Source organism: Fodinicurvata fenggangensis DSM 21160 (assembly GCF_000686045.1).
Taxonomy (GTDB): Bacteria; Pseudomonadota; Alphaproteobacteria; order Kiloniellales; family DSM-21159; genus Fodinicurvata; species Fodinicurvata fenggangensis.
On record NZ_JMLV01000013.1, the window covers coordinates 31,353 to 56,468 of the forward strand.

A 25,116-nucleotide genomic window follows, 5' to 3' on the forward strand; every position below is an offset into this window, starting at 1 on the left:
CCTTCAGCCAGCCTCCAGGGCCGCTATGAAACTCTTGCGCCAGGTTGTTATATCCTGTTGGCGAATGGTTTCCATCATGGCGGACCAGCGCTCCTTGCGCTCTTCCAGGGACATGCTGAGTGCGCGCTGGAGCGCCTCGCCGGTATTCTCGTAGTCCAGCGGATTGACGATCAGGGCTTCCTTCAGTTCATGCGCAGCCCCGGCAAAACGCGAGAGCACAAGGACACCAGGATCTTCGGGATCCTGTGCCGCAATGTATTCCTTGGCGACCAGGTTCATGCCATCGCGCAGCGGGGTCACCACGGCCACCCGGCTGTGCCGCAGCACTCCGGCAAGGGTCTTCCGCGCCAGACCGCGGTTGATATAGCGCAAGGGCGTCCAATCCACCTCGGCAAAGCGCCCGTTGATGCGCCCTGACAGGCCTTCCAGGCGGCTGCGGATCAGCTTGTATTCCGGTACCTCGGACCGTGAATAGGGTGCGATCTGCAGGAAGGTGACACGTCGGCGATTCTCGGGGTACCGGTCCAGCAGGTGCTCGAACGACAGGAAGCGCTCCGGCAAGCCCTTGCTGTAGTCCAGGCGATCCACGCCCACCATCAACGCGCGGCCGTCCAGGCTTTCGCGTAGCCGATTGGCAATGTTCGAGCGCGAGCTTTCCCGGGCTGCCCCGGCAAAGGAATCAGGATCGATGGAAATGGGAAAGACCTGGGCCCGGAATTGGCGGCCAAAGGCCTCGAACTCCTCGTTCGCATGGACCTGTCCCCCGGCCTCATGAGTGATGTAATCCTCGAAGGAGCGCAGGTCGGTCGGGGACTGGAAGCCGATAAGGTCGCAGTGACACAGTGAGGCGATCAGTTCACGGTGATTGGGCAGTGTGGCGAAGACGTCGGCCGAGGGAAAGGGCGTGTGCAAGAAGAAGCCGATGCGGTTCTTGACGCCCGCCTGGCGCAGATCCCGCGGCGCCATCATCAGGTGATAGTCGTGTAGCCAGATCAGGTCGTCTTCCCTGAGCAACGGGACGAGTTGGCTGACAAAATTCGCGTTCACCCGCTGATAGGTGCGGAAATGTTCGCTATGATACTCCATCAGATCGCTGCGATAATGCAGGATCGGCCAGAGAATGCGATTGGCATAGCCGTTGTAGTAGCCGCTGTGCTCAGCCGGAGTGAGGTCCACCGTAACCGTGTCGAAGGGGTTGGCTTGCGTGGGCGCACTGTGCTTCGGCGTGTCCACCGGGGCCTCGTGAACGTTGCCGCTCCAGCCAAACCACAGGCCATTGCTTTCGCGCAGCGTCTCCAGGATGGCCACCGCCAATCCGCCCGTCGCCCCCTTCGAGGCTGCCTCGTTCACTGGGGCCACGCGATTGGAAACGATGACGATCCGTCTCATTCCAGCGCCTCCCAGCTCTTGCTCAGGCGTGTGGCCGAATGCACCACGCCGACCAGGGAATAGGTCTGGGGAAAGTTGCCCCAGAGTTCACCCGTTTCGGGATGCAGGTCCTCGGACAGGAGGCCCACATGATTTCGACAGGACAGCATGTGCTCGAACAGCTCTCGCGCCTCTTCCCGCCGTCCCACGGCCGCCAGCGCATCGATGTACCAGAAGGTACAGATGGTGAATGCCGTTTCGGGCACGCCGAAATCGTCCGGCGCGTGATAGCGATAGAGATAATTGCCCTTTTTCAGTTCGCGTTCCACGGCCGCCAGGGTTCCCAGATAGCGCGGGTCCTGGGCATCGATGAAACCCAGCTCGTGCATCAGCAGCAGGCTGGCATCGATATCCTCTCCCTCGAAGGATTCCACGAAGCTCGACACCCTTTCGTTCCAGCTGCGCTCCAGAATGACACTGCGCAGGCGCTCGGCCTCGGAACGCCAGAAACCATGACGGTCTTCCAGGCCCAGATGCCGGGCGATCCGCGCCAGGCGGTCACAGGCCGCCCAGCACATCAGGCTGGAATAGGTATGAACCTTCTGCTGTCCGCGCAATTCCCAGGGCCCGGCGTCGGGTTGGTCGAAACGCAGGCGCGCCTGCTCGCCCAGGGCCTCCAGGCGCCGGAACAGCTCCACGCCGCCCGGTGAGATCAGGCGGCAATCGAAGAAGCATTGCGTGGCTGCCAGAACCACGCTTCCGTATCCGTCATTCTGGATCTGGGTATAGGCCTGGTTGCCCACGCGCACCGGCCCCATGCTGCGATAGCCTGGCAGGCTGGTTACCTTGCGCTCATAGAGGTGCTCATCCAGGCCGATACCGAACACCGGCTGCAGATAGCCGTCGGGCGCGCTGCTGACGATGTTCAGGATATAACGCAGGAAGCCCTCCATGGTCTTGGTCGCGCCCAGCCGATTCAGCGCATTGACCACGAAATAGGAATCCCTCAGCCAACAGAAGCGATAGTCCCAGTTGCGCCCGGAATCCGGGGCCTCTGGCACCGAGGTCGTCAGGGCGGCGATAATGGCGCCTGTTTCCTCGAAATTGCTGAGTTTCAGGGTAATGGCCGCACGGATCACCGCTTCCTGCCACTCGAAGGGGATGGATAGCGAACGCGTCCAGCCGCGCCAATAGGCATCTGTCTGCTCGATCATGCGCACGGCCGTGGCCTCGATGGATTCCGTCAGGCTCTCGTCCGGCCCCAGGATCAGGTACTCGTCCTGTTCCAGCAGGAACCAGCGTTCCGACAGGACATAGGACAGGGGTATGGTCGTATAGAGGCGCAGGGTCAGGTCCGGAGCAATGAAGCGGGCGTGATTGCTGCCACGCGTCCGCTCGGGCACAGCGGCCCCATAGTCATGCGTAGGCCTGAGGCGTACGCGTACACGCGGCGTCCCAGCCAAGGGGCGCACGCGGCGCACCACCATTGTGGGTCGGAAAGTGCGATCGAACTGCTTGTAACGCGGCGCACAGTCCGTCACCTCGATGGCGCTGCCATCGTCGGAATAGAGACGTGTGGTCAGCACGGCGGAATTGCGCTGGTAGAACTGTTCGGATCGTTCGAAACCATCCAGGTCGATGGCAAAAACGCCCTGGTCGGGATCCTCCCCACCCAGCAGGGCATTGAACCAGGGGTCGCTTTCAAAATCGGGGAAGCAGCACCAGACAAGCCGTGCAGCCCGGTCGACAAGGCCCCCCAGTACACAATTCCCGATAACGGCCAGATCCAGGCCGGATTTCACATTCTCACTCATAATGTCCTATCACACTTGTCTTCCGGCGGGTCCAGTCCTGCCAATTCGGCCAGCCAGGTACGCAAGCCTGCGGCCGAGCCAACCGACCAGCGGGCAGCACTCGGCCTGTCGCCCACCAGGATTGCATGCCCGCCCAGTGCATTCACAGTCTCGAAACCGTCTTCATCCGTCACATCATCACCGACAAACACCGGACAGCGGCCGGCAAAGGGCCGCTCTTTCATGAAGTCCGCGATGGCCGTGCCCTTGTCATGGCCAGGCACGCGCAGTTCGGCCACCATCTTGCCGCGCAGCAGGTGAAGCGGGGGACGGCTGGTCTGCGCCAGGGCTTCCGCCAGCGCCAGGACCTCCTGCTCCAGCTCGGGAGCCTTGCGGTAATGCACCGCCAGGCCATGGGACTTGCGTTCCAGGAAGAGCTCGGCATGACGGTCGACGAACAGCGCCAGACGCGCCTCCACCTCGGCAAAACCCTGCGGCAATTCAAGGCCGGGAAGCAAACGCCCGTTTGCCATCCGCCGCTCCAGGCCATGCTGTCCCGCAGCCGGCAGATGCAGCGGGGCGAACAGGCAATCCAGTTCCTTCAGGGGACGGCCGCTGATCAGAGCCAGGGCCCCGCAGAGTCGGCTGCGCAGCTTGCCAAGGCTTTCCACCAACTGACGATCTGCAGAGACCGCTTCCGGATGGTCGGCAATATCCAGCAAGGACCCATCCACATCCAGGAAAAGGGCCCAGTCTTCGGAAAACCTGGGCAGGGCAGAGGAAGGATGTGTCGCAGTTTCTGCGGCCCGAATCATGACCTCGCCTTTGCAGGACTGGAAAACGGGGATTACCTGGAATTGGCCTTTCAGGCCCTGAATCTAGCCTCTCGCCGGGCAGCAAGCAACCCGGCGGTCCAGGACCTTCATGGAAGCGACGGGCGAACCAGGATTATCACTTGCCTTCTGGCGCGGAAGCGTGAGTCCTGAAGGAAGGAACATACCCCGTCTGTACCGCAGGAAGGCAGCCTATGGACCTCCTCCCCCTTTTCATCCAGGCCCTCGTGATCGGCTTTGTCATGGCGATACCCCTGGGTCCGATTGGGCTTCTCTGTATCGAGCGCACGCTCAGCCGAGGAATTGGGGCCGGACTCTCCACGGGCCTGGGTGTGGCCGTGGCCGATGCCATCTTTGCGGCCCTTGTGGCCTACGGCGCGCGCTGGGTGGCCGATGAAATGCTTCCCTACCGCGACCTGCTGCGTTTCGGCGGCGGGGCGGTGGTCATCCTGCTGGGTGTGCGAACCTGCCTCCAGACCCCTAAGGCCCGCCTGCCGCGCAACGTCAGTCTCAGCGGCTCGACCTTTCTCACGTCCTTCATGCTGACCCTTGCCAATCCGCTGGTGCTTGTGGGCTTCATCGCCATCTTTGCCGCCCTGGATCTGGCGGAGGTCATCCAGGACACCCACCATGCCTTGCAGGTGATCGGCGGAATATTCCTGGGATCCATGGTCTGGTGGTTCTGCCTGACCGGCCTGATGGCCGCCATCCGCCATCACCTGGACCAGCGCACCCTGGTATGGTTGAACCGTGGCGCCGGGGCGGCCCTGATTCTCTTGGGCCTGCTGGTCATGATCTTTGGCGGGAAATAGCGTCAACGCCGCCCGAACAGGCGTTCGATATCGGCCAGCTTCAGTTCCACATAGGTCGGACGGCCGTGATTGCACTGCCCACTGTGCGGGGTGGCTTCCATCTGGCGCAACAAGGCATTCATCTCATCGCTGTTCAGCCGGCGGCCGGCACGGACGGAACCGTGACAGGCCAGGGTGCCGCACACCTCCTCCAGCTTTTCCTTCAGGCTGAGCGCCTGGTCCATTTCGGCGAGTTCATCGGCCAGGTCCCGGAGCAGCCCCTGGACGTCAAGTTTTCCCATGAGCGCCGGCACCTCACGCACCAACAGGCTACCTTCACCGAAGGCCTCGATTTCCAGCCCGAGCTCGGCCAGCTCCTCACGGCGCGCCAGGACACGCACCGCACTGGACTCCTCCAACTCTACAACTTCGGGAATCAGCAGGGCCTGGCGGGCCACGCCGCGGGCCGCGATCTCCTCTTTCATGCGTTCGTAGACCAGGCGTTCATGGGCCGCGTGCTGATCCACGATCACGATGCCGTCGCGCGTCTGGGCCACCACATAGGTCTCGTGCAGCTGGGCGCGGGCTGCGCCCAGTGGGTAATCGTCCACGCTGACGGAAACCGCCTCGGTTATGCTTTCACCAGAGCTTTCCACCCCTGCCGCATCTCCCTCGGCTCCGGCGGGAGCAGACCGCCCCTGCGGTGGCGCCTGCAGCCCCGGTAAAGGCGCGTGATAGCCGTCCGCCCCCTCGGCAAACCCGCCTGCGGCTTGTTGCTGTGCGCCTGCTGGGAAGGCTGGCCTGTATCCGCCACCGCCTGCCGGTGCGCTGCCCGGCCGGAAGGACCCAAGGGCCGATCCCGCCACCGTGGTCGATGCCCTGTGCCCGGCCTCGGCCAGGGCATGTCGACAGGCCGAGACGATCAGGCCGCGTACCAGGCCAGGGTCACGAAAACGCACCTCGGCCTTGGCCGGGTGCACGTTCACATCCACCTCGTCCGGTGGCACCTCCAGGAACAGCGCCACCACAGGATGGCGGTCGCGCGCCAGAAAATCCTGGTAAGCGCCGCGGATGGCGCCAAGCAGCAGACGGTCGCGCACGGGCCGGCCATTGACGAAGAGAAACTGCTGCTGGGCGTTGGCCCGGTTGTAGGTTGGCAGGCCGATCAGGCCTTCCAGGCGTAAGCCCTCGCGCACCGCCTCCACCGGCAGGCAGTTCTCGCCGAATTCCCGGCCCAGGATGGCGGACAGCCGCTTGCGCCGTGCGTCGAACAGGTCCGGCCCGCCACGCTCCAGCTTCACGACGGTCTTCTTCTCGTCGCTCAGCGTAAAGGCAACATCGGGGTGGGCCATGGCCAGGCGCTCCACCACATCGCGGACATAGCCCTGTTCGGTGCGCGCCGTCTTCAGGAACTTCAAACGCGCCGGTGTGGCGAAGAACAGGTCGCGCACCTCGACACGCGTGCCCTGTCCAAGAGCCGCGGGCTTGGGCTGGCCCATCTGCCCGCCCTCCACGGACAGCAACCAGGCCTCGCCTGCGCCTTCCTGGCGGCTGGCCAAGGTCAGGCGCGCGACCGCGCCGATCGAGGGCAAGGCCTCGCCCCGGAACCCCAGCGAGGCGATGTGAACCAGGTCATCGCCCTGCAGTTTCGAGGTCGCATGACGCTCCAGGGCCAGGGCCAGATCCTCGGAAGACATGCCACGGCCGTCATCGGTCACCGAAAGGTAGGCACAGCCGCCCTCGCGCAGTGCGAGCTCGACCTGACTGGCACCGGCATCCAGGGCATTTTCCACCAGTTCCTTGGCAACCGCGGACGGCCGCTCGATCACTTCACCGGCGGCTATACGATTGACCAGTGTCTCCGGCAGGCGTCGGATCGTCATTCAGGGTCTTTCGTCATCTGGTTCAGGTACTGCCGTGCCAATTTCTTGCCCTCCTCGACGGCGGGCTGGTCGTAGGGATCTACCCCCAGCAACTCGGCGGCCAGGACAGTTTCCAGCATGAAGTGCATCAGCAGGCCGCCCAGGCTGGTCTCGTCCAGCTGGTCCACCGTCATGACCCGGGTGGGCCGCTGGTGCCGGATCAGGGTTTCGGCCGTGGCCCGCGCCATCGCGTCCAGCAGGTCCCCCATGCCGTGGCCGGCCAGGTACTCCAGCCCCAGTGCTTCCGCCTGTTCGGCCGGAACAGGGGCATCGCCCGGCGCCTGGGCATGCCGGATCAGAGTAATAAACTTGTCCCGCGGTCCTTCCAGATAAAGCTGCAGCTGGCTGTGCTGGTCCACGGCGCCCATGGCACGGATCGGCGTCAGTCCCTTTCCCTGCTTGCCCAGGCTTTCGGCCCAGAGCTGCCGGAACCACAGCCCGAAATATGCCAGGCGATCAATATAGGGCATCAAGACAGTCTGAGTCAGGTTGGCCTGTCGGGCATATTCGACGGCCAGGACGGCACCGGCCTGCGGTGAGGCAAAACTCCCGCCACCTTTACCCAGGCTCTCTTCAAGGACTTCCCGGGCACCTCGTCGCAGGGCGGCAGCATCCAGTCCGGCCAGAAGGGCCGGCAAAAGGCCCACAATGGACAGCACGGAATAGCGACCGCCCACACCTTCGTCGTGGTCCAAACAAGGCAGGTGATAGCGCCCGGCCAACCTCTTTAGGGGACTGTCCTTGGGTTCGGTGATCACCACGACCTGTCGGGCCAGGCGGCTTTCATCGACCTCGCTCAGCAGTGTCTCCAGCATCCGCAGCGTCTGGCAAAGGGTCTCGGCCGTCCCTCCGGACTTGGAGATGGCCACCACACCAAGACGGGAGAGATCCACCGCCGCCAGGAAGTCGTCGAAGCTGTGCGGATCCACGTTGTCCAGGAAATGCAGGTTCGGCCCACCCAGGCGATTGCCATATCCGCTGTCGGCCAGGGCATAAAGGGTCTGCCCCCCCAGTGACGAGCCCCCCGTGCCCAGAATCAGGATGTCATCGCAATTCTCCGCCAGCGCTTCGGCCACTTCACCGGCACGGGCCAGGTCCTCGGTGCGGTCCGGCAACTGCAGGAATTCAGGTCCTGTTCCGTCCCTGCGCTGTTGCGCGAGGCGGCGAGTGGCTGGTGCCAGTTGCTGCAGGCCTGTTTCCAGATCCTTTATGGACAGGCCACCTTCACCCGCAGTCTCTGTCAGGCAACCATCCACATTCACAGAAAACGGCATTCCCATTCTCCCGGCACTGCATGGGCTTCATTCTTGGCCCACCCGAAGGCGCCGCACAAGCTCCCTTGCAAGTGTTCGGCAAGCCCTTGATTCACGGTGGTTTCGCGTGGCCGCCCTATTCTCGCGGCGGCAGGACCAGGTCCGACTCGACACCCTCGGGCTGGCCCACCACCACGAAGCTCAGGGCCTCGGGCTGCAGCAACGCACTGGCCACGCGGCGCACGTCCTCCATGCTCACGGCGTCGATCTCCTCCGTGCGGCGGTCGATGTAATCGATGCCCAAATTGTCCATCTGGATGGACAAAAGGACCGAGGCGATGCTGTCGCTGCTGTTGAGCTGCCGGGCAAAGGCGCCGGTGACATAACTCTTGGCATTGGCCAGCTCTTCTTCCGTCGGCCCTTCCTCGGCCAGGCGCTGCCATTCGGCACGCAGCACCGCCAGGCTTTCGGCCACGCGGGCATTCTGCGTTGCCAGTCCGCCGGTCAGCACGGCCGCATGGTCCATGGTGTTCAGCCCGGTGCTGACCGAATAGACCAGGCCGCGCTCCTGACGGATCTCCTCGTTCAGGCGCGAGGCGAAGCTGCCGCCTCCCAGGATGTAGTTCACGATATAGGCGGCGAAGAAATCCGGATCGTCGCGGGCCATTCCCGGCTGGCCAAAGGCCACCACGGACTGTGGCTGCTCACGTTCCACCACCGCCACGCCGCCCGCGCTGTGCGGAGTGGTATCGGGAACCTCGGTGGCTGTCCCCTCCTCCGGCAGCGATCCGAAGGTTTCATCAAGCAGCTCGCCCAGCTCCTTCGGGGTGATGTCGCCGGTCGCCGCGATATACAGGCGCTCGCGCGCCAATTGGTTTTCCAGGAAGGCCCGCATGTCGGCGACTTCGACGGCACCAATGCTCTCGGGGGTGCCCTCGCTTGGACGGCCATAGGGATGATCGGGGAAAAGCAGGCGATAGAGGCCGTTCCAGGCCAGCGATTGGGGGTCCTGCAAACGGCGCGCCTGCATTACCTGGTACTGGCTCTTCAGGCGCTGAACGGCGGAGTCGTCGAACCGCGGCTCGGTCAGGGCCATGCGCAGATAGTCGAAGGCCTCGTCGCGATTGCGCGTCAGGGTCATCAGTGAGCCGCTGAATCGGTCGCGACTTGTATTGAAGGACATGCGGATCGAACGGTTGTCCAGAGCTTCCTGGAAAGCCGTAGAGTCAAGCTCGCCCGCGCCTTCATCCAGCAGGGCCGCCGTCAAGCCTGCCAGACCCTCCTTGCCCTCGGGGTCCGTTGCCGAGCCGCCGCGAAAGGCGAACTCCACCGCCAGCACGGGATTGCTGTGATCCTCGACCAGCCAGGCCTCGATCCCTCCGGGGGAAACCACCTTCTGGATATCCATCGCCCGGGCGGCCAGGGGTGTTGCGAGACAAAGCAGCAGACCCAGAAGCAGGGTCGACACCAACTGCGGAAGGGAACGGAAACGCGCCATCATGCTCTCTGCCCTCACGAGGTCGGTTCGCTTTTCAGGACGCCCGTGACCGAACGGTTCGGGTCGAAAACCAGCTCTGCCGCCGCCTCGACCTCTTCAGCCGTGACCTCACCGATGCGATCGGGCCAGGCTTCGATATCCTTCAGGTCCTGTCCGGTGGTGAGCGCCCGTCCGATGAAATGGGCCGGCCCGCTGACGGAATCCTGGGCATAGGCGACGGAATCCATCAGGCGTTGGCGCGCCTGTTCGACTTCCTGTTCGCTGACGCCGTCTTCCAGGAGACCTGTGATCTCAGCGCGCAGCGCCGCTTCCGCCTTGGCAAGGTCGTCGCCCTTGCGCGGTGTCACCGAGATGGAGAATTCCGAAAGATCCAGGCTGTTGGCACGATAGCCTGCGCTGGCGCCGGCGGCAATTTCCTGATTCACCACCAGTTCCTGGTACAGTCGCCCGGTTCGCCCGCCCATCAGTTCGTCGAGGACCTGCAGGGCGTAGGGCGTAGCATCGCTGCTGTCGCCCAGCGCAGTGTTATAGCTCGGGGCCAGGTAACTGATGCTCACCGAAGGCTGCCCCACCTGTGTATCCGCCAACTCCACGCGACGGCTGGCCCACTGGCGCGGCTCCTCCACACGCTGGCGCTCCGGTACGGCGCGCTCAGGAATGTCGCCGTAATGCGTCTCGGCCAGGCGGCGCACCTCCTCGACGGTGGTATCGCCGGCCACGATCAGGATCGCATTGTTGGGCGCATACCAGGTCTCGTAGAAATCCAGGGCGATGTCTGCATCAAGCTGCCGGATCTCGTCTTCCCAGCCGATGATCGGGCGGCCATAGGGGTGATGCAGGTAAAGGGCAGCCGAAACCATCTCGCTCAGCTGCGAGGACGGCTCGTTGTCGACCCGGCTGCGGCGCTCCTCCAGCACGACATCCCGCTCTGGATTGACTTCGGACTCCTCCAGGAGCAGGCCGGTCATGCGATCGGCCTCGAGTTCCATCACCATGTCCAGCCGGTCGCTGGCGATGGTCTGGAAGTAGGCCGTGAAGTCATAGGAGGTATAGGCATTGTCCTGCCCGCCTTCGCGGGCGACGAGACGCGAGAACTCGCCGGGCTCGACCTTGTCGGTGCCCTTGAACATCAGGTGTTCCAGGAAGTGCGCGATCCCCGACTGGCCAACCGGCTCGTCGGCCGAGCCCACCCTGTACCAGACCATGTGGGTCAGGATGGGCGCGCGGTCATTGGGGACCACGACGACCTGCAGGCCGTTGTCCAGGGTGAAGCTTTCAGGCTCGAAGACCTGCGCCTGCACAACCGGCGCCAGGGCGAGGGTGACGAAGAACACAAGGGGTGCAAGCAAGTTACGCATGGAAGCCTTCCGAAGCGGGCCGTGATCCGAACACCCATGTGATATGGGGCCGGACTGCGGTCTCGCAATCCGCAGCCCGGCCCCGACCATCAGAATAGCTTTTCGAACAGCGTTTGTTCGGGCTTTTCGATGACGGGGACACCTTCACCCGTTGGGGTCTCACCCATGGCGGACGCAGCCCGCAGACGCCGCGATTCAGCCGACGGGTCGATGACATCACCCGTCAGCTTTTCATCGGTTTGCCAGAAGATCAGGTCTTCCAGCAGGCTTTCGTTGGCCTCGTTGATCTGGCTTGTTTCGCGCTCGATCTCCTGACGGATATCCGGGTCGGCCTGGTCGGCGCCGGCGGCACGAGCCAAGGCGACCTCGCCTTGCGAGCGGCCATCATCCGGCCTCTGCTGCCGAGCCTCGGAGTCCTCGTCCTCGATGCGGAAGACGGTCTGACGCGCCCGGTCGGTGGGCGAGCCTTCCTGAGGGCGACGCGCACCGGGGGTGGGCGGTCGCAGGGAATAATCCGGAGGCATCGTCAGTGGTGCCCTGGACACCACGCGGAATTCATCCGGCGACGAACGCGTCAAGCCAAACTGCTTGCGAATATCGCTGCCACAGCCCGCCAGCAACACGGCTGCCGCAAGCAGTCCGACAACACCTGCTGTCCGCTTAAATCTGGTCATTACTCCTGCCACCTTTCGCCTGCCTATCCTGCATTCAATCTTTAACGCCGTCTTGCTCCCCGAACAACCCGTCCCATAGCAGCAGGGCAACACCTGCCACAATAGCCGAATCGGCCAGGTTGAATGCAGGCCAATGCCAGCCTGCATAATGGAAGTCCAGGAAATCGACCACACCGGGGTGTATAAAGCGGTCGATCACGTTGCCCAGCGCTCCACCCGAAACCATCCCGACGGCCAGGATCATCATGACATTGGTCTGCTGGCGCAACCAATAGAGCAGGGCCAGGACGATCAGCAGCGAGATGACGGAGAGCACATAGGGTTGCCAGGGACTGCCCCCGGCCAGCAATCCGAAGGAAACCCCACGGTTATAGGTCAGGACCAGGTTGAAGAAGCCTGTCACCTCGATGATGCGCGGCGGCTGCATCACTTCAAGCAGAACGAACCACTTGGTGGCCTGGTCCAGCACGGCGATCAGGCCGGCCAGGCCCAAGGCTTTTCCCAGGGCGGCCCGTGCATTTCCGCTCATTGCGCAGCCGTGTCCAACTGTGCCACGGCGGAGGCACAGCGCCCGCAGGCGCCGGGCGCATGGGGATAGCTGCCCACGTCCGGCAGCACCTGCCAGCAGCGTTCGCATTTCTCGCCCTCGGCGTCCTGGACCACCACTGCAACGCCCGGCACCTCCTCCAGGCGATAGGCCGCCTGTGGCGCCGCATCGCCCCGCAGCTCGATGCCAGAGGTAATGCATATCTCCGCAAAATCCTCGTTGTCGAGCAACTCGCGAAGTGCCGGATCATCCACATGCACCGCCGGACGGGCCTGAAGCGACGACCCGATGCGCTTCTCCGCACGCTCAAGTTCCAGCGCACCGGTGACCACCCGTCGCGCCTGACGGATGCGGGTCCACTTCTCCGCAAGTTCGGGCTGCGACCAGCCCGCGGGAACTTCCGGGAAGCTGCGCAGGTGAACGCTTTCGGCCTCGCCGGTCTTGCCCCTGGCCCACCAGGCTTCCTCGGCCGTGAAGCAGAGGATCGGCGCCAGCCAGGCGCTCAGGTGATCGAACAGGATATCCAGGACGGTGCGACAGGCGCGGCGTTTCGTCGAGGATGGCAGGTCGCAGTAGAGACTGTCCTTGCGCACATCCAGGTAGAAGGCCGACAGGTCCACAGCACAGAAGTGGTGCAGTGTCTGGTAGATTTCATGGAACGAGAAATCCTCGCAGCCGCTGCGCACGATCCCGTCGATCTCCTGTACGCGATGCAGGACCCAGCGCTCCAGTTCCGGCAGCGCGTCATAGTCCACCTTTTCGGAGTCCGTGAATCCGTCCAGGGCCCCCAGCAGGTAGCGCAGGGTATTGCGCAGGCGGCGATAGGCATCGACCTGGTACTTCAGGATTTCCTTGCCGATGCGCAGATCTTCCGAGAAGTCGGAGGCCACCACCCAGAGGCGCAGGATATCGGCGCCCTCGCGGTTGATGACGTCATGCGGCGCCGTCACGTTGCCCAGGGACTTGGACATCTTGCGGCTCTTCTCGTCCAGCACGAAGCCGTGGGTCAGCACCGCCTCGTAGGGCGCACGTCCGCGCGTGCCGCAGGATTCCAGAAGCGAGGTGTGGAACCAGCCGCGATGCTGGTCCGAGCCCTCAAGATAGAGCGAAGCCGGCCACTTCAGGTCGTCACGGGCTTCCAGCACGAAGGCATGGGTGGAGCCGCTGTCGAACCAGACCTCGACCACGTCCTGGATCTGTTCGTAATCCTCGGCGTCGTAGTCGTCGCCCAGCCAGCGCTCCGGCGGCGAATGGAACCAGGCATCTCCGCCCTCGGCCTCGAAGGCCTCGGCAACGCGATCGATCACCGCCTGGTCGCGCAGCGGCTCCCCCGTCTGCTTGTGCACGAACAGCGGCAGGGGCACGCCCCACAGGCGCTGGCGCGAAATGCACCAGTCGGGGCGCTGCTCGATCATGCTGCGCAGGCGCAGCTGGCCGCGCGGTGGCACGAAACGGGTCTCGTCGATGGCCGTCAGCGCCTTCTCCCGCAGGTCGTTCTCTTCCATGGAAATGAACCACTGCGGCGTGTTGCGGAACAGCAGCGGCGCCTTGGAACGCCAGGAATGCGGATAGCTGTGCCTCAGCGAGCCCTTGGTGAGCAGCTTGCCGGCCTCCATCAGGGCCTTGATGACCGCTCCGTTGGCATCGCCGTCCTTGCCCTCTCGGGTATAGACCACCTTGCCCGCGAACAGCGGCACATGGGGCAGGAAGCGTCCCTCGCCATCGATGGTCTGGGGAATCTCCAGGCCGTGTTCCAGGCCCAGGTAATAGTCGTCTGTGCCGTGCCCGGGCGCGGCATGGACGAAGCCCGTACCCTGGTCCGTGGTGACGAAATCGCCCGGCAGCAGCGGCGTGTCCTGGGAATAGCCCTGGTCGTGGAAGGGGTGATCCAGGATGGCGCCAGCCAGTTCATGTCCCTTCATGCGCTCCAGGCGCTTGGCGGACTCGATGCCGGCGTCCTGCAACACCTGCTCCTGCAGGGCCTCGGCCACCATGAAGCGCTCGCCGGGCACGGCCAGGGACTTCTCGGTGACACTCTCGACCTCCAGCAGCAGGTAATCCACGTCCTCGGCATAAGCCACGGCCCGGTTGCCCGGAATGGTCCAGGGCGTCGTGGTCCAGATGATAACCGATGCGCCCTCCAGCACGGGTTTCGGCGTCTTGCGGAAGGGAAAGCGCACCCAGATGGTGGGCGACTTGTGTTCGTGGTACTCCACCTCGGCGTCGGCCAGCGCCGTCTTCTCGGCCACCGACCACAAGACGGGGCGCGAACCGGCATAGAGACCGCCGTTCATCAGGAACTTGCCGATCTCGCGCACGATCTGTGCCTCGGCGGAAAAGGCCATGGTGGTATAGGGGCGCTTCCAGTCGCCGATCACGCCCAGACGCTGGAATTCCTCGGTCTGCTGTGCGACCCAGCCCTCGGCGAAGGACCGGCACTCCTGCCGGAACTCGACCCGGTCCACCGCGTCCTTGTCCAGGCCCTTCTCGCGATAGCCCTCCTCGACCTTCCATTCGATGGGCAGGCCGTGACAGTCCCAGCCCGGCACATAGTTGGCATCCTTGCCCAGCATCTGCTGGCCGCGGTTGATGACGTCCTTCAGGATCTTGTTCAGCGCATGGCCCATGTGCAGGTGCCCGTTGGCATAGGGCGGCCCGTCGTGCAGGACGAATTTCTCCCGCCCGCGCGATGCTTCGCGCTGCCGGCTGTAAAGATCCATGTCCTTCCAGTGCTCAAGGATTTCCGGCTCGCGCTTTGCCAGTCCGGCGCGCATGGGAAACTCGGTCTTGGGCAGGAAAACGGTGGAGCGGTAATCGCGGGTCATCTGGCAGAAACCTTGGGCTGGGCTTGGGCGCTCGTCTGGCTGGTCCGTGGCAGGCTAAGCGGCTTGCGGGCAATTCCTCGGACAGGGTCCCTGCCGAGGCGTTCCCCGGACAGGAGCCATTGCATCCCGGCCTTCCTCAGAAGACCGGGCCCATAATTCGCAAACTGTCGGATCGCCGCACATACCGCATCATGCGCGCGGATGGTAATGATCCCGCGTTCCGGGTCAAGCGCCATGGGGTGTGGGAACGGGCGCTTGCGCAGCCTTTATTCGGCGGCGGCGGTTTCCTGTGCCCGGCTGGCAACCATCAGGGTGGCTTCCCCTTCCAGCACGTTCTTGCCGTTTACCAGGCAGACCGTGTTGAACACGACCCGGCGGCTGTCGCTGTCGATGGACTTGACCGTCACCTCGGCCGTGACGGTGTCGCCGATGCGCACCGGACGCTTGAAGCTGAGCGACTGGTCCACATAGACGGCTCCGGGGCCCGGCAGGCGGGTGCCCAGCACGGCCGATACGAACCCGGCCGTCAGCATGCCATGAGCGATCCGCCCCTTGAACATGGTGGTCTCGGCATAGTCCTGGTCCAGATGCAGCGGGTTGGTGTCGCCGGTGATTCCGGCATAAAGCACGATGTCCGCCTCAGTCACGGTCTTGGCAAAGCGCTCGACCATCCCGGTTTCCAGATCTTCAAGGAAATAGCCTCGGCTACCCTGCATGCTGTCCTGTCCTTCCCCGTCTGTGACGGACCTGCGGCGCAGGCCGTTCGATTCATTCGGTGTATTGTGCAATGCACAAAATACTATGGGACGAGGCTCTGTGCAAATCCAGGCTCATCTCATTGAAATTTCCGTTTTTTCCATAAGATTGCGACACCCGGCTCATGCTGCAGACGCGAAATACCCGCTTTCGCCCCCGCATAAGCAGCATAGACATGCTGCTGTTCACCCCTCAGGACCACAAGCGCTACATCTGGAGCGGTATTGCCGTCTCGACCACAACCCCTAGCAAGCCGCCGGGCCACGGCACGGAACAGCACCTCTAAGGCCCGGCCCGGACGGGGTACCACCGAAGGCGAAATCGTGACATCTGTCTGATAGCAGGTGATTTATGATTAAAAATGAGCTACCATGGCTTTCTCGTTTTGCCATGCATGAAGCCATTGGAATTTGTGGTCTTCCACATGACGGTTGTCAGATACGCTAGATACGGGACAGGCGTCCCCGGAACTCGCATTTCCAGCATGGTCCCAGTACAGGAACAACTCGTACAGGAAAGTCGGCATGGCTGTATCACGGCGTCTCGCATTGGGGCGCCGTTTGTTTTTCTCGCGTGGAGTCTTTAGCAAGTGATGAGCGATTTTTCCGGGTCGGAAACCTCCCAGTCCCAAGTCAAGGCTGTCGTCAAGTGGTTCAACGCTACAAAGGGCTTTGGCTTTGTCCAGCCCATGGACGGATCACCCGATGCCTTCCTTCATGTTTCGGTGCTCCAGACCATCGGACGCAATGACCTGCCGGAGGGTGCAGAGCTGATTTGCGATATCGGTCCAGGACGCAAGGGGTTGCAGGTTTCTGCAATCACCAGCATCGAATCCCTGCCGGAAGCCCCTGTCTCGAACGGCTTTGACCCGTCCCAGGGCGCAGCCGGGCCCGAGGTTCAGGGAACGGTCAAGTTCTTCAACAGCGACAAGGGATTCGGCTTCGTCGTTCCGGACGATGGCGGGAAGGATGTCTTCGTTTCCCTGCGCGTGCTCGAACGCGCACGCCTCAATGCCCTGGAACCCGACCAGCGGGTGCGCATGACGACCCGCATGGGAGAAAAGGGCCCGATGGCGGAAACCGTCGAACTGGCCTGACGGACTTTTCCTGCCGGTCTGGCCGGCAGGCACGCACGAACGCGGCTCACGGGCTCTACAGCCCGCGGCCGCGTTTTGCTTTTTGGCACCCCGGTGCGCACTTTTCTGAACCTGCTTTTCTTCCCTCTGCCGATCAGGATTGCGCCTGCAGCAAGGCAGTCATAACTGCATAGCAGGTTGATGCATTACCCCTCTAGGTATATGCAGAGTCCATGAGTGCGCAGACCGAAAACCCTGTCGAATCTCGCGAAGGCCTGGACCTGACCTGCCCTGCCTACTGGCGGGGCACCATCAAGATGGGCCTGTCGCGCTTCTTCATCCTGCGCGTGCTCCATGACGGCCCCCTGCACGGCTACGACATCGCCCGAACCGTCGAGCGCACCACCCACGGCTGCTGCTCGCCCACCGAAGGCGCGCTCTACCCCGCCCTGAAGGAGTTCGAGAAGGGCGGCTATGTCACCGTCATGCCCATGGTTGTCGGCGGACGCACCCGCAAGGTCTACAGCCTGACGGAACGCGGACGCCAGGCCTTCCAGGTGGCACTGGCGGCCTGGATGGAGGTCACCGACTGCCTGCTGGACACCGAGCGCCAGCTCGGCGGCCCGCCCGGACAGACGGATGGGGAGCGCACAACGTGAGTTCGGACAGCCTTCCCCTGGGCGGTCAGCGCGCCGGGCGACGCCGCTTCATCGCCGCGCTCGGCCTCGGCCAGATCATCTCCTGGGGCACATTCTATTACAGTTTTCCGCTGATTGCCGAGGCCATGGCGCCGGACCTGGCCGCCGACAAGCCAGCAATCTACGGGGCCGCCACCCTGGGCCTGGTCATTTCCAGCCTGGCCGCCTATCCCATCGGCGCCGCCATCGACCGCGGCCACGGCCGTGGCATCATGGCCGGCGGCTTCCTGCTGGGCGGCCTTCTGCTGCTGGCCTGGAGCCAGGTCACCGCCATCTGGCAGCTCTATCCCATCTTCCTGGGCATCGGCCTGACCATCGCCGCCACGCTCTACGACCCCGCCTTCGCCGTGGTGGCGCGCCGCTTCGGCCGCGAGGCGCGACAGGGCATCACCGCACTGACCCTCTGGGGCGGTTTTGCCAGCACCGTCTTCATTCCCCTGATCCAGTTCCTCCTGGACCGCACCGACTGGCGTGAAACCCTAATCGTTCTGGGCCTGGTCAACCTGGTGGTGGGCGTCGGGCTGCACCTGCGCACAATCGACCCAGGCCGGGACGTCATGTCCGATGAAGCCGAAACCGATCCGCGGGCCGATCAGCCGCCGGCAATGGCAGGCACCACCGCCCTGCGCTGGGCCAGCCGGCGTCCTGTCTTCTGGGCGCTTCTGATCGCCTTCACGCTCTATTTCGGCAGCTTCTCGGCCCTGACCTATCACCTCTACCCCCTGCTGCTGGAACGCGGCTTCGATTCAACGACGGTCGTCAGCGCCATCGCCATCATCGGCCCGGCCCAGGTTGCCGGCCGCGTGGTCATCTGGACCCTGGCCCGGCACAGTCCGATACGGCAGGTCGGCCTGTTGACCTCGCTGGGCTTTCCCCTGGCCCTGGCCCTGCTGATCCTGTTGCCCGATCACTTCGCCTACCTGGCCCTCTTTGCGCTGATCTATGGCGCCGCCAACGGCATCATGACCATCGTCCGCGGCCTGGCCATTCCGGAAATGCTCAGTCGCCAGGCCTATGGCGCCATCAACGGCGCCATTTCGGTGCCCAGCAACGCTGCCAAGGCCCTGGCGCCTGTGGGCGCCGCCCTGCTCTGGTCGGCCAGCGGATCCTATGACTCGCTGCTTCTGGCCGCCATTGCCACAGCGCTGGTCGTGGTCGCCAGCTTCGCCACCGCCGCCTGGTACAGCGCCCGCAACACCCACGCGCAACAGCCCTGAGATTCGAATCCCACGAGGACCGCCATGCCCCTTCACGACCTTCCGGCCGCCAACGCCCTGCCCAACCTGGAAGAGACCCATTTCGCCGCACCCGATCCGGGGCAACTCGAACCGGCCGAACGCACCACGCATCCACCGCGCATCCTGATGCTCTACGGCTCCCTGCGCGCTCGCTCCTACAGCCGCTTCCTGACCGAGGAGGCCGCACGCATTCTCATCCGCCTGGGCGCCGAGGTCCGCATCTTCGACCCGCGCAACCTGCCCCTGCCCGACTCGGCCGAGACGGACCACCCGGCCGTACAGGAACTGCGCAACCTCTCCATCTGGTCCGAAGGCCAAGTCTGGTGCAGCCCCGAGCGCCACGGCAACCTCACCGGCCTGTTGAAGACCCAGATCGACTGGCTGCCGCTGGAAAGCGGCGGTGTACGCCCCACCCAGGGCCGCACCCTGGCCGTCATGCAGGTCTGCGGCGGCTCGCAATCCTTCAACGCCGTCAACAGCCTGCGCGTCCTCGGCCGTTGGATGCGCATGATCACCATCCCCAACCAGTCCTCGGTGCCCAAGGCGTGGCAGGAGTTCGACGACGACGGCCGCATGAAGCCCTCGCCCCTCTACGACCGCGTGGTCGACGTGATGGAGGAACTGATGAAATTCACTCTGCTGACCCGCGACCGCAGCGCCTATCTCACCAGTCGCTACAGCGAGCGCCGCGCCGAAGCGGCCAAACAGGCCTCCGAGGCCGAGAAGGTCGCCGCCCGCGTCTGAACCGTCCTGCTATCGACCGTCTTCCCCGGTCTCTGACGGCAGTTCGCCGGCCCAGACGGCGCGCTGCACCATGTCGGTGACAATCGCGGTGACCGACTCGCCGGCGAAGCGTGCCAGGCGGGACAGGGGCCGATCGGCGGGATAGGACAGGACCAGTCGACGCCCGGGGGCGGGATCGCTCAAGGCGGTGGCCGTCAGGCGGCCCGCCTCGATGTCTTCGTGAATGGGCGCGCGCGGCAGGATGGTCCAGCCCTTACCGTGCCGCACAAGTCTCTTCAGGGTGGCCAGGGAATCGGCCTCGACGGCAACGTCGAGCGCGATACCCGCCTCCGCAGCACAACGTTCGACGATGATCCGCAAGCCATGCTGGGGGCTGGGCAGCAGCAGACGTTTGCCCGCCAATTGATTGAAGGGAAATTTCCGCTCACTCGACAGGCCGGCCTCCGACGGGCCAATCAGGAACAGCTTCTCGTGCAGCAGGGGCTGCGAGCGCAGGGAACGCGCCGACTGGGGGTCGTAAAGAACCGCCAGGTCGATCTCGCCGCGGTGCAGCCAGTCGAGCAGGTGGCCGGTATAGGCGCTGACCAGGCGCAGCATGACCCTGGGATGAGCCGTCTCGAAGGCCGTCACGAGCGGGACCGAGATGATATCGGCCACGGTCGGCGGCATGCCGATGGCAATCCGCCCCATCAAAGGGGCCTCGGCCTCCGAGGTCTGCGCCCGGATCTCCTCCAGCTCCGCCATCACCCGCATGGCATGGCCCAGGACGTCGCGACCCTGGTCCGTCAACAGCATGCCGCGGCCATGCCGGGCGAACAGGCGGACGCCCAGTTCCGCCTCCAGCATGCGGATCTGCCGGCTGAGTGCCGGTTGCGCGATGTGCAGCTGGTCGGCCGCCTTGCTGAGGCTGCCCAGTTCGGCCACGTGAATGAGGGTGCGAAGCTGGGACAGCTCCATCCAGCTATCCAATCCTGTTATAGCTGATCACGAAAATCGGTCGCGGAATTAACGAGAAAAGATAGCTATGCTGTTCTCGAATGTCGAGACGACACCGGAGCAAACACCGTGCAGACCACCCAGAAAGAAGACTGGCCCAGCGCCGTCTATCGGACCCTCAAGGCCGCGAAGGTACAGCAGATGGCCTATGTGCCGGATGCCGGGCACAGCACGCTGATCAAGCTGCTGACGGAGGACCCGGAGGTGACCTCGAACGTGCTGACCACCGAAGAGGAAGGCATCGCCATCTCGGCCGGGGCCTGGCTCGGCGGCCAGCGGACCGTTCTGCTGATGCAGTCGAGCGGTGTCGGCAACTGCACCAACATGCTCTCGCTTCCGGCGATGGCGCGTTTGCCGCTGCTGATGCTGGTGACCATGCGCGGGGAATGGGCGGAGTTCAATCCCTGGCAGGTGCCCATGAGCCGCGCCACCCAGCCGACGCTGGAAGCCATGGGCCTGCGCACCCTGCGCGTCGACAAGGCCGCGGACATGGTCGAGACCGTCGAGGCCGCGGCCGCCCTCGCCTATGAAGCGGACCAGCAGGTGGCCGTGCTCATCGGCCAGCGCCTGCTCGGCAAGAAGAAGTGGTGACAGCCATGACAGAGACTTCAACCAGCACAACAGCCACGCTTGATCGTCGCGAGGCGATCGCCGCCCTGCTGCGCGCGCGGGAGAACACGCTCGTGGTCACCGGCCTTGGCTCGCCAAGCTATGATGTTCATGCCCTCGGCGACCGCGACGACAACTACTACCTCTGGGGCGCCATGGGCAGCGCGGCCCTGGTCGGCCTTGGCCTGGCCCAGGCACAGCCCGAGAAGCGCGTTCTCGTGGTGACCGGCGACGGCGAGCAGCTGATGGCCTTCGGCAGCCTGGCCACCATCGCCGTCGCCCGACCCAGGAACCTCAATATCGCCGTGATCGACAACCACCACTACGGCGAGACCGGGATGCAGATGAGCCATACCGGATACGGCATCGACCTGGCCAAGGTCGCCGCCGCTTCCGGCTTTGCCGAGACGCGCACGCTGCACAGCCTTGAAGAGGTGGAACAGGCCGGAGAGACCCTGAAGACCCCGGCCGAAGGCCCGCGCCTTTTTGTCCTCAAGGTCACGGCCGAAAACCCGCCGCGCTCCCTGCCGTCACGCGATGCCGTTTTCATCAAGAACAGGTTCCGCGCGCACCTGGGCTTTGCGGAGCAGTAGGTAGGCAGGGGCACCCTCCTGCCGCTGGGTAGGAGTGATTTCCGTCACTCGGCTTTTTAGCCCTCATAGCATCCTTGCAAATTTAAAATAGAGCTTTAAATTTGCAAGGATGCTATCGCGCCACACATATCAGGCCGTACTTCAGGCCTTGGACCGTCAAGCAACGGTCGCCTTGATTGGCCCGCGTCAGGTTGGAAAAACCACCCTGGCGCTGGAAGTTGCCGCGGAAAAAGGTGCGCTTTATCTGGACCTGGAAACACAAAGGGATCGCGGCAAGCTGTCCGATCCGGCATTGTTCCTCGAAGCCTATGAAGACCGTCTGGTCATCCTGGACGAGATTCACCGCACGCCAGAATTGTTCCAGGAACTGCGCGGCATTATCGATCGAGGCCGTCGTCGCGGAAAACGGACCGGGCGTTTTCTGATCCTTGGTTCCGCATCCATGGATCTGCTGAAACAATCAGGCGAAAGCCTGGCGGGACGGATATCCTATGTCGAGATGAGCCCGCTGGACGTTCTCGAGGTCGTGCCACAACAGAATGCCCTGCAGCAACTGTGGCTGAGAGGGGGGTTCCCGGACTCGTTCCTGGCGAATGATGATGCTGACAGCCTGATTTTCCGGCAGGATTTCATCCGCACATATCTTGAACGTGACATTCCCCAGTTTGGATACCGCATACCGGCCGAAACCCTGGAGCGCCTCTGGACCATGCTGGCGCACAGCCAGGGCGGTTTGCTCAATGCCTCCAAGCTGGCAAGCAGCCTGTCGGTTACCTCACCCACCGTCGCCTCCTACGTCGATCTGATGGTGGACCTGCTGTTGGTACGCCGGCTCAAACCATTTCATGGCAACACAAAGAAACGACTGGTCAAGTCACCTCGCCTCTATGTTCGGGACAGTGGCCTGCTGCATGCCTTGCTAGGGATCGAGGATCACAATGACCTGTTCGGGCATCCTGTTGTCGGCGCCAGTTGGGAAGGATTCGTCATCGAGAACCTGTTGGCTGTGGCGCCTCGCGGAGCAAAGGCCAGTTTCTATCGCACATCTGCAGGGGCAGAGATCGACCTGCTGCTGGAGATGCCGGGGCGACGCGGCATCTACGCAATCGAGATCAAGCATGGACTGCTGTCCACGCCCAGCCGGGGTTTCTATACCGCCATCAAGGACTTGAAGCCCACAGAAGCCTTTGTCGTGAATTCCGGTGAAGAGCGATATCCCATCGCCGAGGATGTGGAAGCGACTGGTCTCAGGGAAATGGCTACAATCATTGCCGAAAGCTGAAACAACGAGCCGCAAGCCATGGCCTGACAGCCCTGATGATACCTGCTTTCGCAAATAGCAATTATTGAAAAATTGGTGCCCCTGGAGGGATTCGAACCCCCACTCCTTTCGGAACGCGATTTTGAGTCGCGCGCGTCTACCAGTTCCGCCACAGGGGCGTGGGAAACGGGCTGCAGAATACCCGAGACAGACGGCTTTGCAATGATCCTCTGCAGGCTTTTCGACTGGCCGCCGGAACCCGGGCATTTGCCTGGCGCATGAACCTCGCTGTACTGGCCGGGACAGAGCCGAACCTGCAGGCACTCGCCCCGCGCAGAATGCGCCTTTTCTTGAAGACCGCACAATCGTGGCTATCTCTATGGATGGCTTTCGTGCAATAGAACGCTTTGAAATCAAGAGACTTCAGAAGCAGCCATGAACAGCTCAGAGGCCGACCCGCAAGGGCCTGAAGCCATTCCGTCAAGCAATCCCCGGGGGACAAGCAAGCATGTGTGGACTGGTCGGTGAAATCCGCTTCGACAAACAGGAATCGTCCCTGTCCCTGGTCGAGGGCATGTCGCAGAGGATCGCACAGCGCGGGCCCGACGCCTTCGGCCTGTTCCGGCAGAACAGCATTACCGTCGGCCATCGCCGCCTGAAGATCATCGACCACAGCGAATCGGCGCAGCAGCCGATGATCGATTCCCAGCTGGGCCTGGGCATCGTCTACAACGGCGCCATCTACAACTTCCGCGCCCTGCGCGAGGAACTGCAGGGCAAGGGCTATCATTTCTTCTCGAACGGCGACACCGAGGTCATCCTGAAGGCCTATCATGCCTGGGGCCCGGCCTGTGTCGAGCGCTTCGCCGGCATGTTCGCCTTCGCGCTGTGGGAGCGTGACAGCGGCCGCATGCTGCTGGCCCGCGACCGCCTGGGCATCAAGCCGCTCTACCTGGCCGAGGTGCCCGGTGCTCTGCGCTTCGGCTCCAGCCTGCCGGCCCTGGCCCACAGCGAGGGTGTCGATACGGATGTGGACCCCGTGGGTCTGCACCACTACATGACCTTCCACGCCGTGGTTCCGGCGCCGCACACCATCCTGAAGGGCGTGCGCAAGCTGCCGCCGGCCAGCCGCCTGCTGGTCGAGCCCGACGGCCGCATGCAGCAGGAGGTTTACTGGCGCCTGGCCTTCGGGCCACAGGAGGGCGACGCAGCCCGCAGCGAGAGTGACTGGCAGGACCTGGTATTGGACAGCCTGCGCACCGCCGTCGAGCGCCGCCTGGTGGCCGACACGCCGGTGGGCGTCCTGCTCTCCGGCGGCCTGGATTCCAGCCTGATCGTCGGCCTTCTGGCCGAGGCCGGCCAGGAGGGGCTGGAGACCTTCTCGGTGGGCTTCGAGTCCGTGGGTGACGAGGAAGGCGACGAATTCCGCTATTCCGACATCATCGCCGATCGCTTCGACACCCGGCACCACAAGCTGTTCATCAACAGCCGCGAGCGCATGCTGCCCAACCTGCCCGGCTGCATCCGGTCCATGTCGGAACCCATGGTCAGCCACGACAACATCGGCTTCTACCTGCTGTCCCAGGAGGTCGCCAAGCATGTGCGCGTGGTGCAGTCCGGCCAGGGCGCCGACGAGGTCTTCGGCGGCTATCACTGGTATCCGCCGCTGCTGGACAGCCGCGATCCGGTGGCGGACTATGCCCGGGTCTTCTTCGACCGTGATCACGAAGGTTTCGCCCGGGCCGTCGACCCGCGCCTGGTGGAAAGCGACTACAGCCGCGCGCTGGTCGAGCGCCACTTTGCCGAGGTGCAGGCCGAACGCCCCGTGGACAAGGCACTGCACCTGGACAGCACCATCATGCTGGTGGACGATCCCGTGAAGCGCGTGGACAACATGACCATGGCCTGGGGGCTGGAGGCGCGCGTGCCCTTCCTGGACCACGAGCTCGTCGAGCTGGCCGCCCGGATGCCGGCCGAGATGAAGGTGCGCGACGGCGGCAAGTACGTCCTGAAGGAAGCCGCGCGCAAGGTTATCCCCAAAGGTGTCATCGACCGTCCCAAGGGCTATTTTCCGGTGCCGGCGCTGAAGTACCTGGAGGGCGACTCCCTGGAGTATGTCCGCGGCGTCCTCGAGCACCCCGAAGCGCGCGCACGCGGCCTCTTCCGACAGGACTACATCGATCAGCTTCTGCAGGCGCCGGACCAGCACATCACACCCCTGGGGGGCTCCAAGCTGTGGCAGGTAGCCCTGCTGGAAGCCTGGTTCCAGGAACATGGTCTCTGA

General features: G+C 63.7%; 22 protein-coding genes and 1 tRNA gene. 10 read left to right on the forward strand and 13 right to left on the reverse strand.

The window, feature by feature from the left end; genetic code table 11:
- Window positions 1-3: 3 nt before the first annotated feature.
- Genes otsA through otsB form a run of 3 tightly spaced genes read right to left on the reverse strand, consistent with a single transcriptional unit; the run spans window position 4 to window position 3,976 of the window.
- Window positions 4-1,389, reverse strand: a complete 1,386-nt coding sequence (gene otsA, locus BP38_RS0115320; RefSeq protein WP_026988450.1) for an alpha,alpha-trehalose-phosphate synthase (UDP-forming) — start codon at window positions 1,387-1,389, stop codon at window positions 4-6.
- Entirely contained in the window at window positions 1,386-3,182 is a 1,797-nt protein-coding gene (locus BP38_RS0115325; RefSeq protein WP_026988451.1) for a glycoside hydrolase family 15 protein, read from the reverse strand. The genes otsA and BP38_RS0115325 overlap by 4 nt, the downstream gene beginning before the upstream one ends.
- Window positions 3,179-3,976: a trehalose-phosphatase gene (gene otsB, locus BP38_RS0115330; protein WP_051609437.1), complete on the reverse strand. Its 798-nt coding sequence runs from the start codon at window positions 3,974-3,976 to the stop codon at window positions 3,179-3,181. The genes BP38_RS0115325 and otsB overlap by 4 nt, the downstream gene beginning before the upstream one ends.
- 212 nt (window positions 3,977-4,188) lie before the next feature.
- Here otsB and BP38_RS0115335 point away from each other — a divergent pair, with 212 nt between their 5' ends.
- Window positions 4,189-4,806, forward strand: a complete 618-nt coding sequence (locus tag BP38_RS0115335; RefSeq protein WP_026988453.1) for a LysE family translocator — start codon at window positions 4,189-4,191, stop codon at window positions 4,804-4,806.
- Window positions 4,807-4,808: 2 nt separating this feature from the next.
- On the opposite strand, the gene mutL is transcribed toward BP38_RS0115335, so the two are convergent.
- The 8 genes from mutL to BP38_RS0115380 form a co-directional block, all read right to left on the reverse strand.
- A complete protein-coding gene (mutL, locus tag BP38_RS0115340) occupies window positions 4,809-6,668 on the reverse strand; it encodes a DNA mismatch repair endonuclease MutL (protein WP_026988454.1) in 1,860 nt (619 codons plus the stop codon).
- Window positions 6,665-7,981: a phosphoglucose isomerase-related protein gene (locus tag BP38_RS0115345; RefSeq protein WP_026988455.1), complete on the reverse strand. Its 1,317-nt coding sequence runs from the start codon at window positions 7,979-7,981 to the stop codon at window positions 6,665-6,667. The genes mutL and BP38_RS0115345 overlap by 4 nt, the downstream gene beginning before the upstream one ends.
- 115 nt (window positions 7,982-8,096) lie before the next feature.
- Window positions 8,097-9,461 (reverse strand): M16 family metallopeptidase, encoded by a 1,365-nt coding sequence (locus BP38_RS0115350; RefSeq protein WP_026988456.1) that lies wholly within the window; start codon window positions 9,459-9,461, stop codon window positions 8,097-8,099.
- 11 nt (window positions 9,462-9,472) lie between these two features.
- Window positions 9,473-10,816 (reverse strand): M16 family metallopeptidase, encoded by a 1,344-nt coding sequence (locus BP38_RS0115355; RefSeq protein ID WP_026988457.1) that lies wholly within the window; start codon window positions 10,814-10,816, stop codon window positions 9,473-9,475.
- 89 nt (window positions 10,817-10,905) lie between these two features.
- Window positions 10,906-11,490 carry a DUF3035 domain-containing protein gene (locus BP38_RS0115360; protein WP_026988458.1) on the reverse strand — a complete coding sequence of 195 codons (585 nt, stop codon included), beginning with the start codon at window positions 11,488-11,490 and terminating at the stop codon, window positions 10,906-10,908.
- Window positions 11,491-11,524: 34 nt separating this feature from the next.
- Window positions 11,525-12,019 carry a signal peptidase II gene (gene lspA / locus BP38_RS0115365; protein ID WP_035725527.1) on the reverse strand — a complete coding sequence of 165 codons (495 nt, stop codon included), beginning with the start codon at window positions 12,017-12,019 and terminating at the stop codon, window positions 11,525-11,527.
- Entirely contained in the window at window positions 12,016-14,862 is a 2,847-nt protein-coding gene (ileS, locus tag BP38_RS0115370) for an isoleucine--tRNA ligase (RefSeq protein WP_026988460.1), read from the reverse strand. The genes lspA and ileS overlap by 4 nt, the downstream gene beginning before the upstream one ends.
- A gap of 266 nt (window positions 14,863-15,128) precedes the next feature.
- Window positions 15,129-15,578: a MaoC family dehydratase gene (locus BP38_RS0115380; protein ID WP_026988462.1), complete on the reverse strand. Its 450-nt coding sequence runs from the start codon at window positions 15,576-15,578 to the stop codon at window positions 15,129-15,131.
- A gap of 164 nt (window positions 15,579-15,742) precedes the next feature.
- Between BP38_RS0115380 and BP38_RS22715 the strand changes: the two genes are divergently transcribed.
- The 5 genes from BP38_RS22715 to arsH all read left to right on the forward strand — a co-directional run bounded on the left by BP38_RS22715 (window position 15,743) and on the right by arsH (window position 19,373).
- Window positions 15,743-15,904 carry a hypothetical protein gene (locus BP38_RS22715; RefSeq protein ID WP_155992471.1) on the forward strand — a complete coding sequence of 54 codons (162 nt, stop codon included), beginning with the start codon at window positions 15,743-15,745 and terminating at the stop codon, window positions 15,902-15,904.
- A 306-nt stretch (window positions 15,905-16,210) separates the two neighbouring features.
- A complete protein-coding gene (locus BP38_RS0115385; protein ID WP_026988463.1) occupies window positions 16,211-16,714 on the forward strand; it encodes a cold-shock protein in 504 nt (167 codons plus the stop codon).
- 212 nt (window positions 16,715-16,926) lie between these two features.
- The gene (locus tag BP38_RS20985; protein ID WP_245602435.1) at window positions 16,927-17,352 is read left to right on the forward strand and encodes a PadR family transcriptional regulator; all 426 of its coding nucleotides are present in this window, start codon (window positions 16,927-16,929) and stop codon (window positions 17,350-17,352) included.
- On the forward strand, window positions 17,349-18,608 hold the full coding sequence (locus tag BP38_RS0115395) for an MFS transporter (RefSeq protein WP_081816720.1): 1,260 nt from the start codon (window positions 17,349-17,351) through the stop codon (window positions 18,606-18,608). Before BP38_RS20985 ends, BP38_RS0115395 begins: the two co-directional genes overlap by 4 nt.
- Before the next feature lie 24 nt (window positions 18,609-18,632).
- Entirely contained in the window at window positions 18,633-19,373 is a 741-nt protein-coding gene (gene arsH / locus BP38_RS0115400) for an arsenical resistance protein ArsH (RefSeq protein ID WP_026988465.1), read from the forward strand.
- Between the two features lie 9 nt (window positions 19,374-19,382).
- Here the strand turns inward: arsH and BP38_RS0115405 are convergent, their stop codons facing one another.
- Entirely contained in the window at window positions 19,383-20,330 is a 948-nt protein-coding gene (locus tag BP38_RS0115405) for a LysR family transcriptional regulator (protein ID WP_026988466.1), read from the reverse strand.
- Window positions 20,331-20,438: 108 nt separating this feature from the next.
- On the opposite strand from BP38_RS0115405, the gene BP38_RS0115410 reads away from it, so the two are divergent.
- From BP38_RS0115410 to BP38_RS0115420, 3 genes are all read left to right on the forward strand, one after another.
- Window positions 20,439-20,960: a thiamine pyrophosphate-binding protein gene (locus tag BP38_RS0115410; protein ID WP_026988467.1), complete on the forward strand. Its 522-nt coding sequence runs from the start codon at window positions 20,439-20,441 to the stop codon at window positions 20,958-20,960.
- A gap of 5 nt (window positions 20,961-20,965) precedes the next feature.
- Complete coding sequence (locus tag BP38_RS0115415) at window positions 20,966-21,571, forward strand: thiamine pyrophosphate-dependent enzyme (protein WP_026988468.1); 606 nt, start codon at window positions 20,966-20,968, stop codon at window positions 21,569-21,571.
- 148 nt (window positions 21,572-21,719) lie between these two features.
- A complete protein-coding gene (locus tag BP38_RS0115420; RefSeq protein WP_211250353.1) occupies window positions 21,720-22,853 on the forward strand; it encodes an ATP-binding protein in 1,134 nt (377 codons plus the stop codon).
- Window positions 22,854-22,926: 73 nt separating this feature from the next.
- Here the strand turns inward: BP38_RS0115420 and BP38_RS0115425 are convergent.
- A tRNA-Leu gene (locus tag BP38_RS0115425) sits at window positions 22,927-23,011 on the reverse strand.
- Window positions 23,012-23,340: 329 nt separating this feature from the next.
- Between BP38_RS0115425 and BP38_RS0115435 the strand changes: the two genes are divergently transcribed.
- Window positions 23,341-25,116 carry an N-acetylglutaminylglutamine amidotransferase gene (locus BP38_RS0115435; RefSeq protein WP_026988470.1) on the forward strand — a complete coding sequence of 592 codons (1,776 nt, stop codon included), beginning with the start codon at window positions 23,341-23,343 and terminating at the stop codon, window positions 25,114-25,116.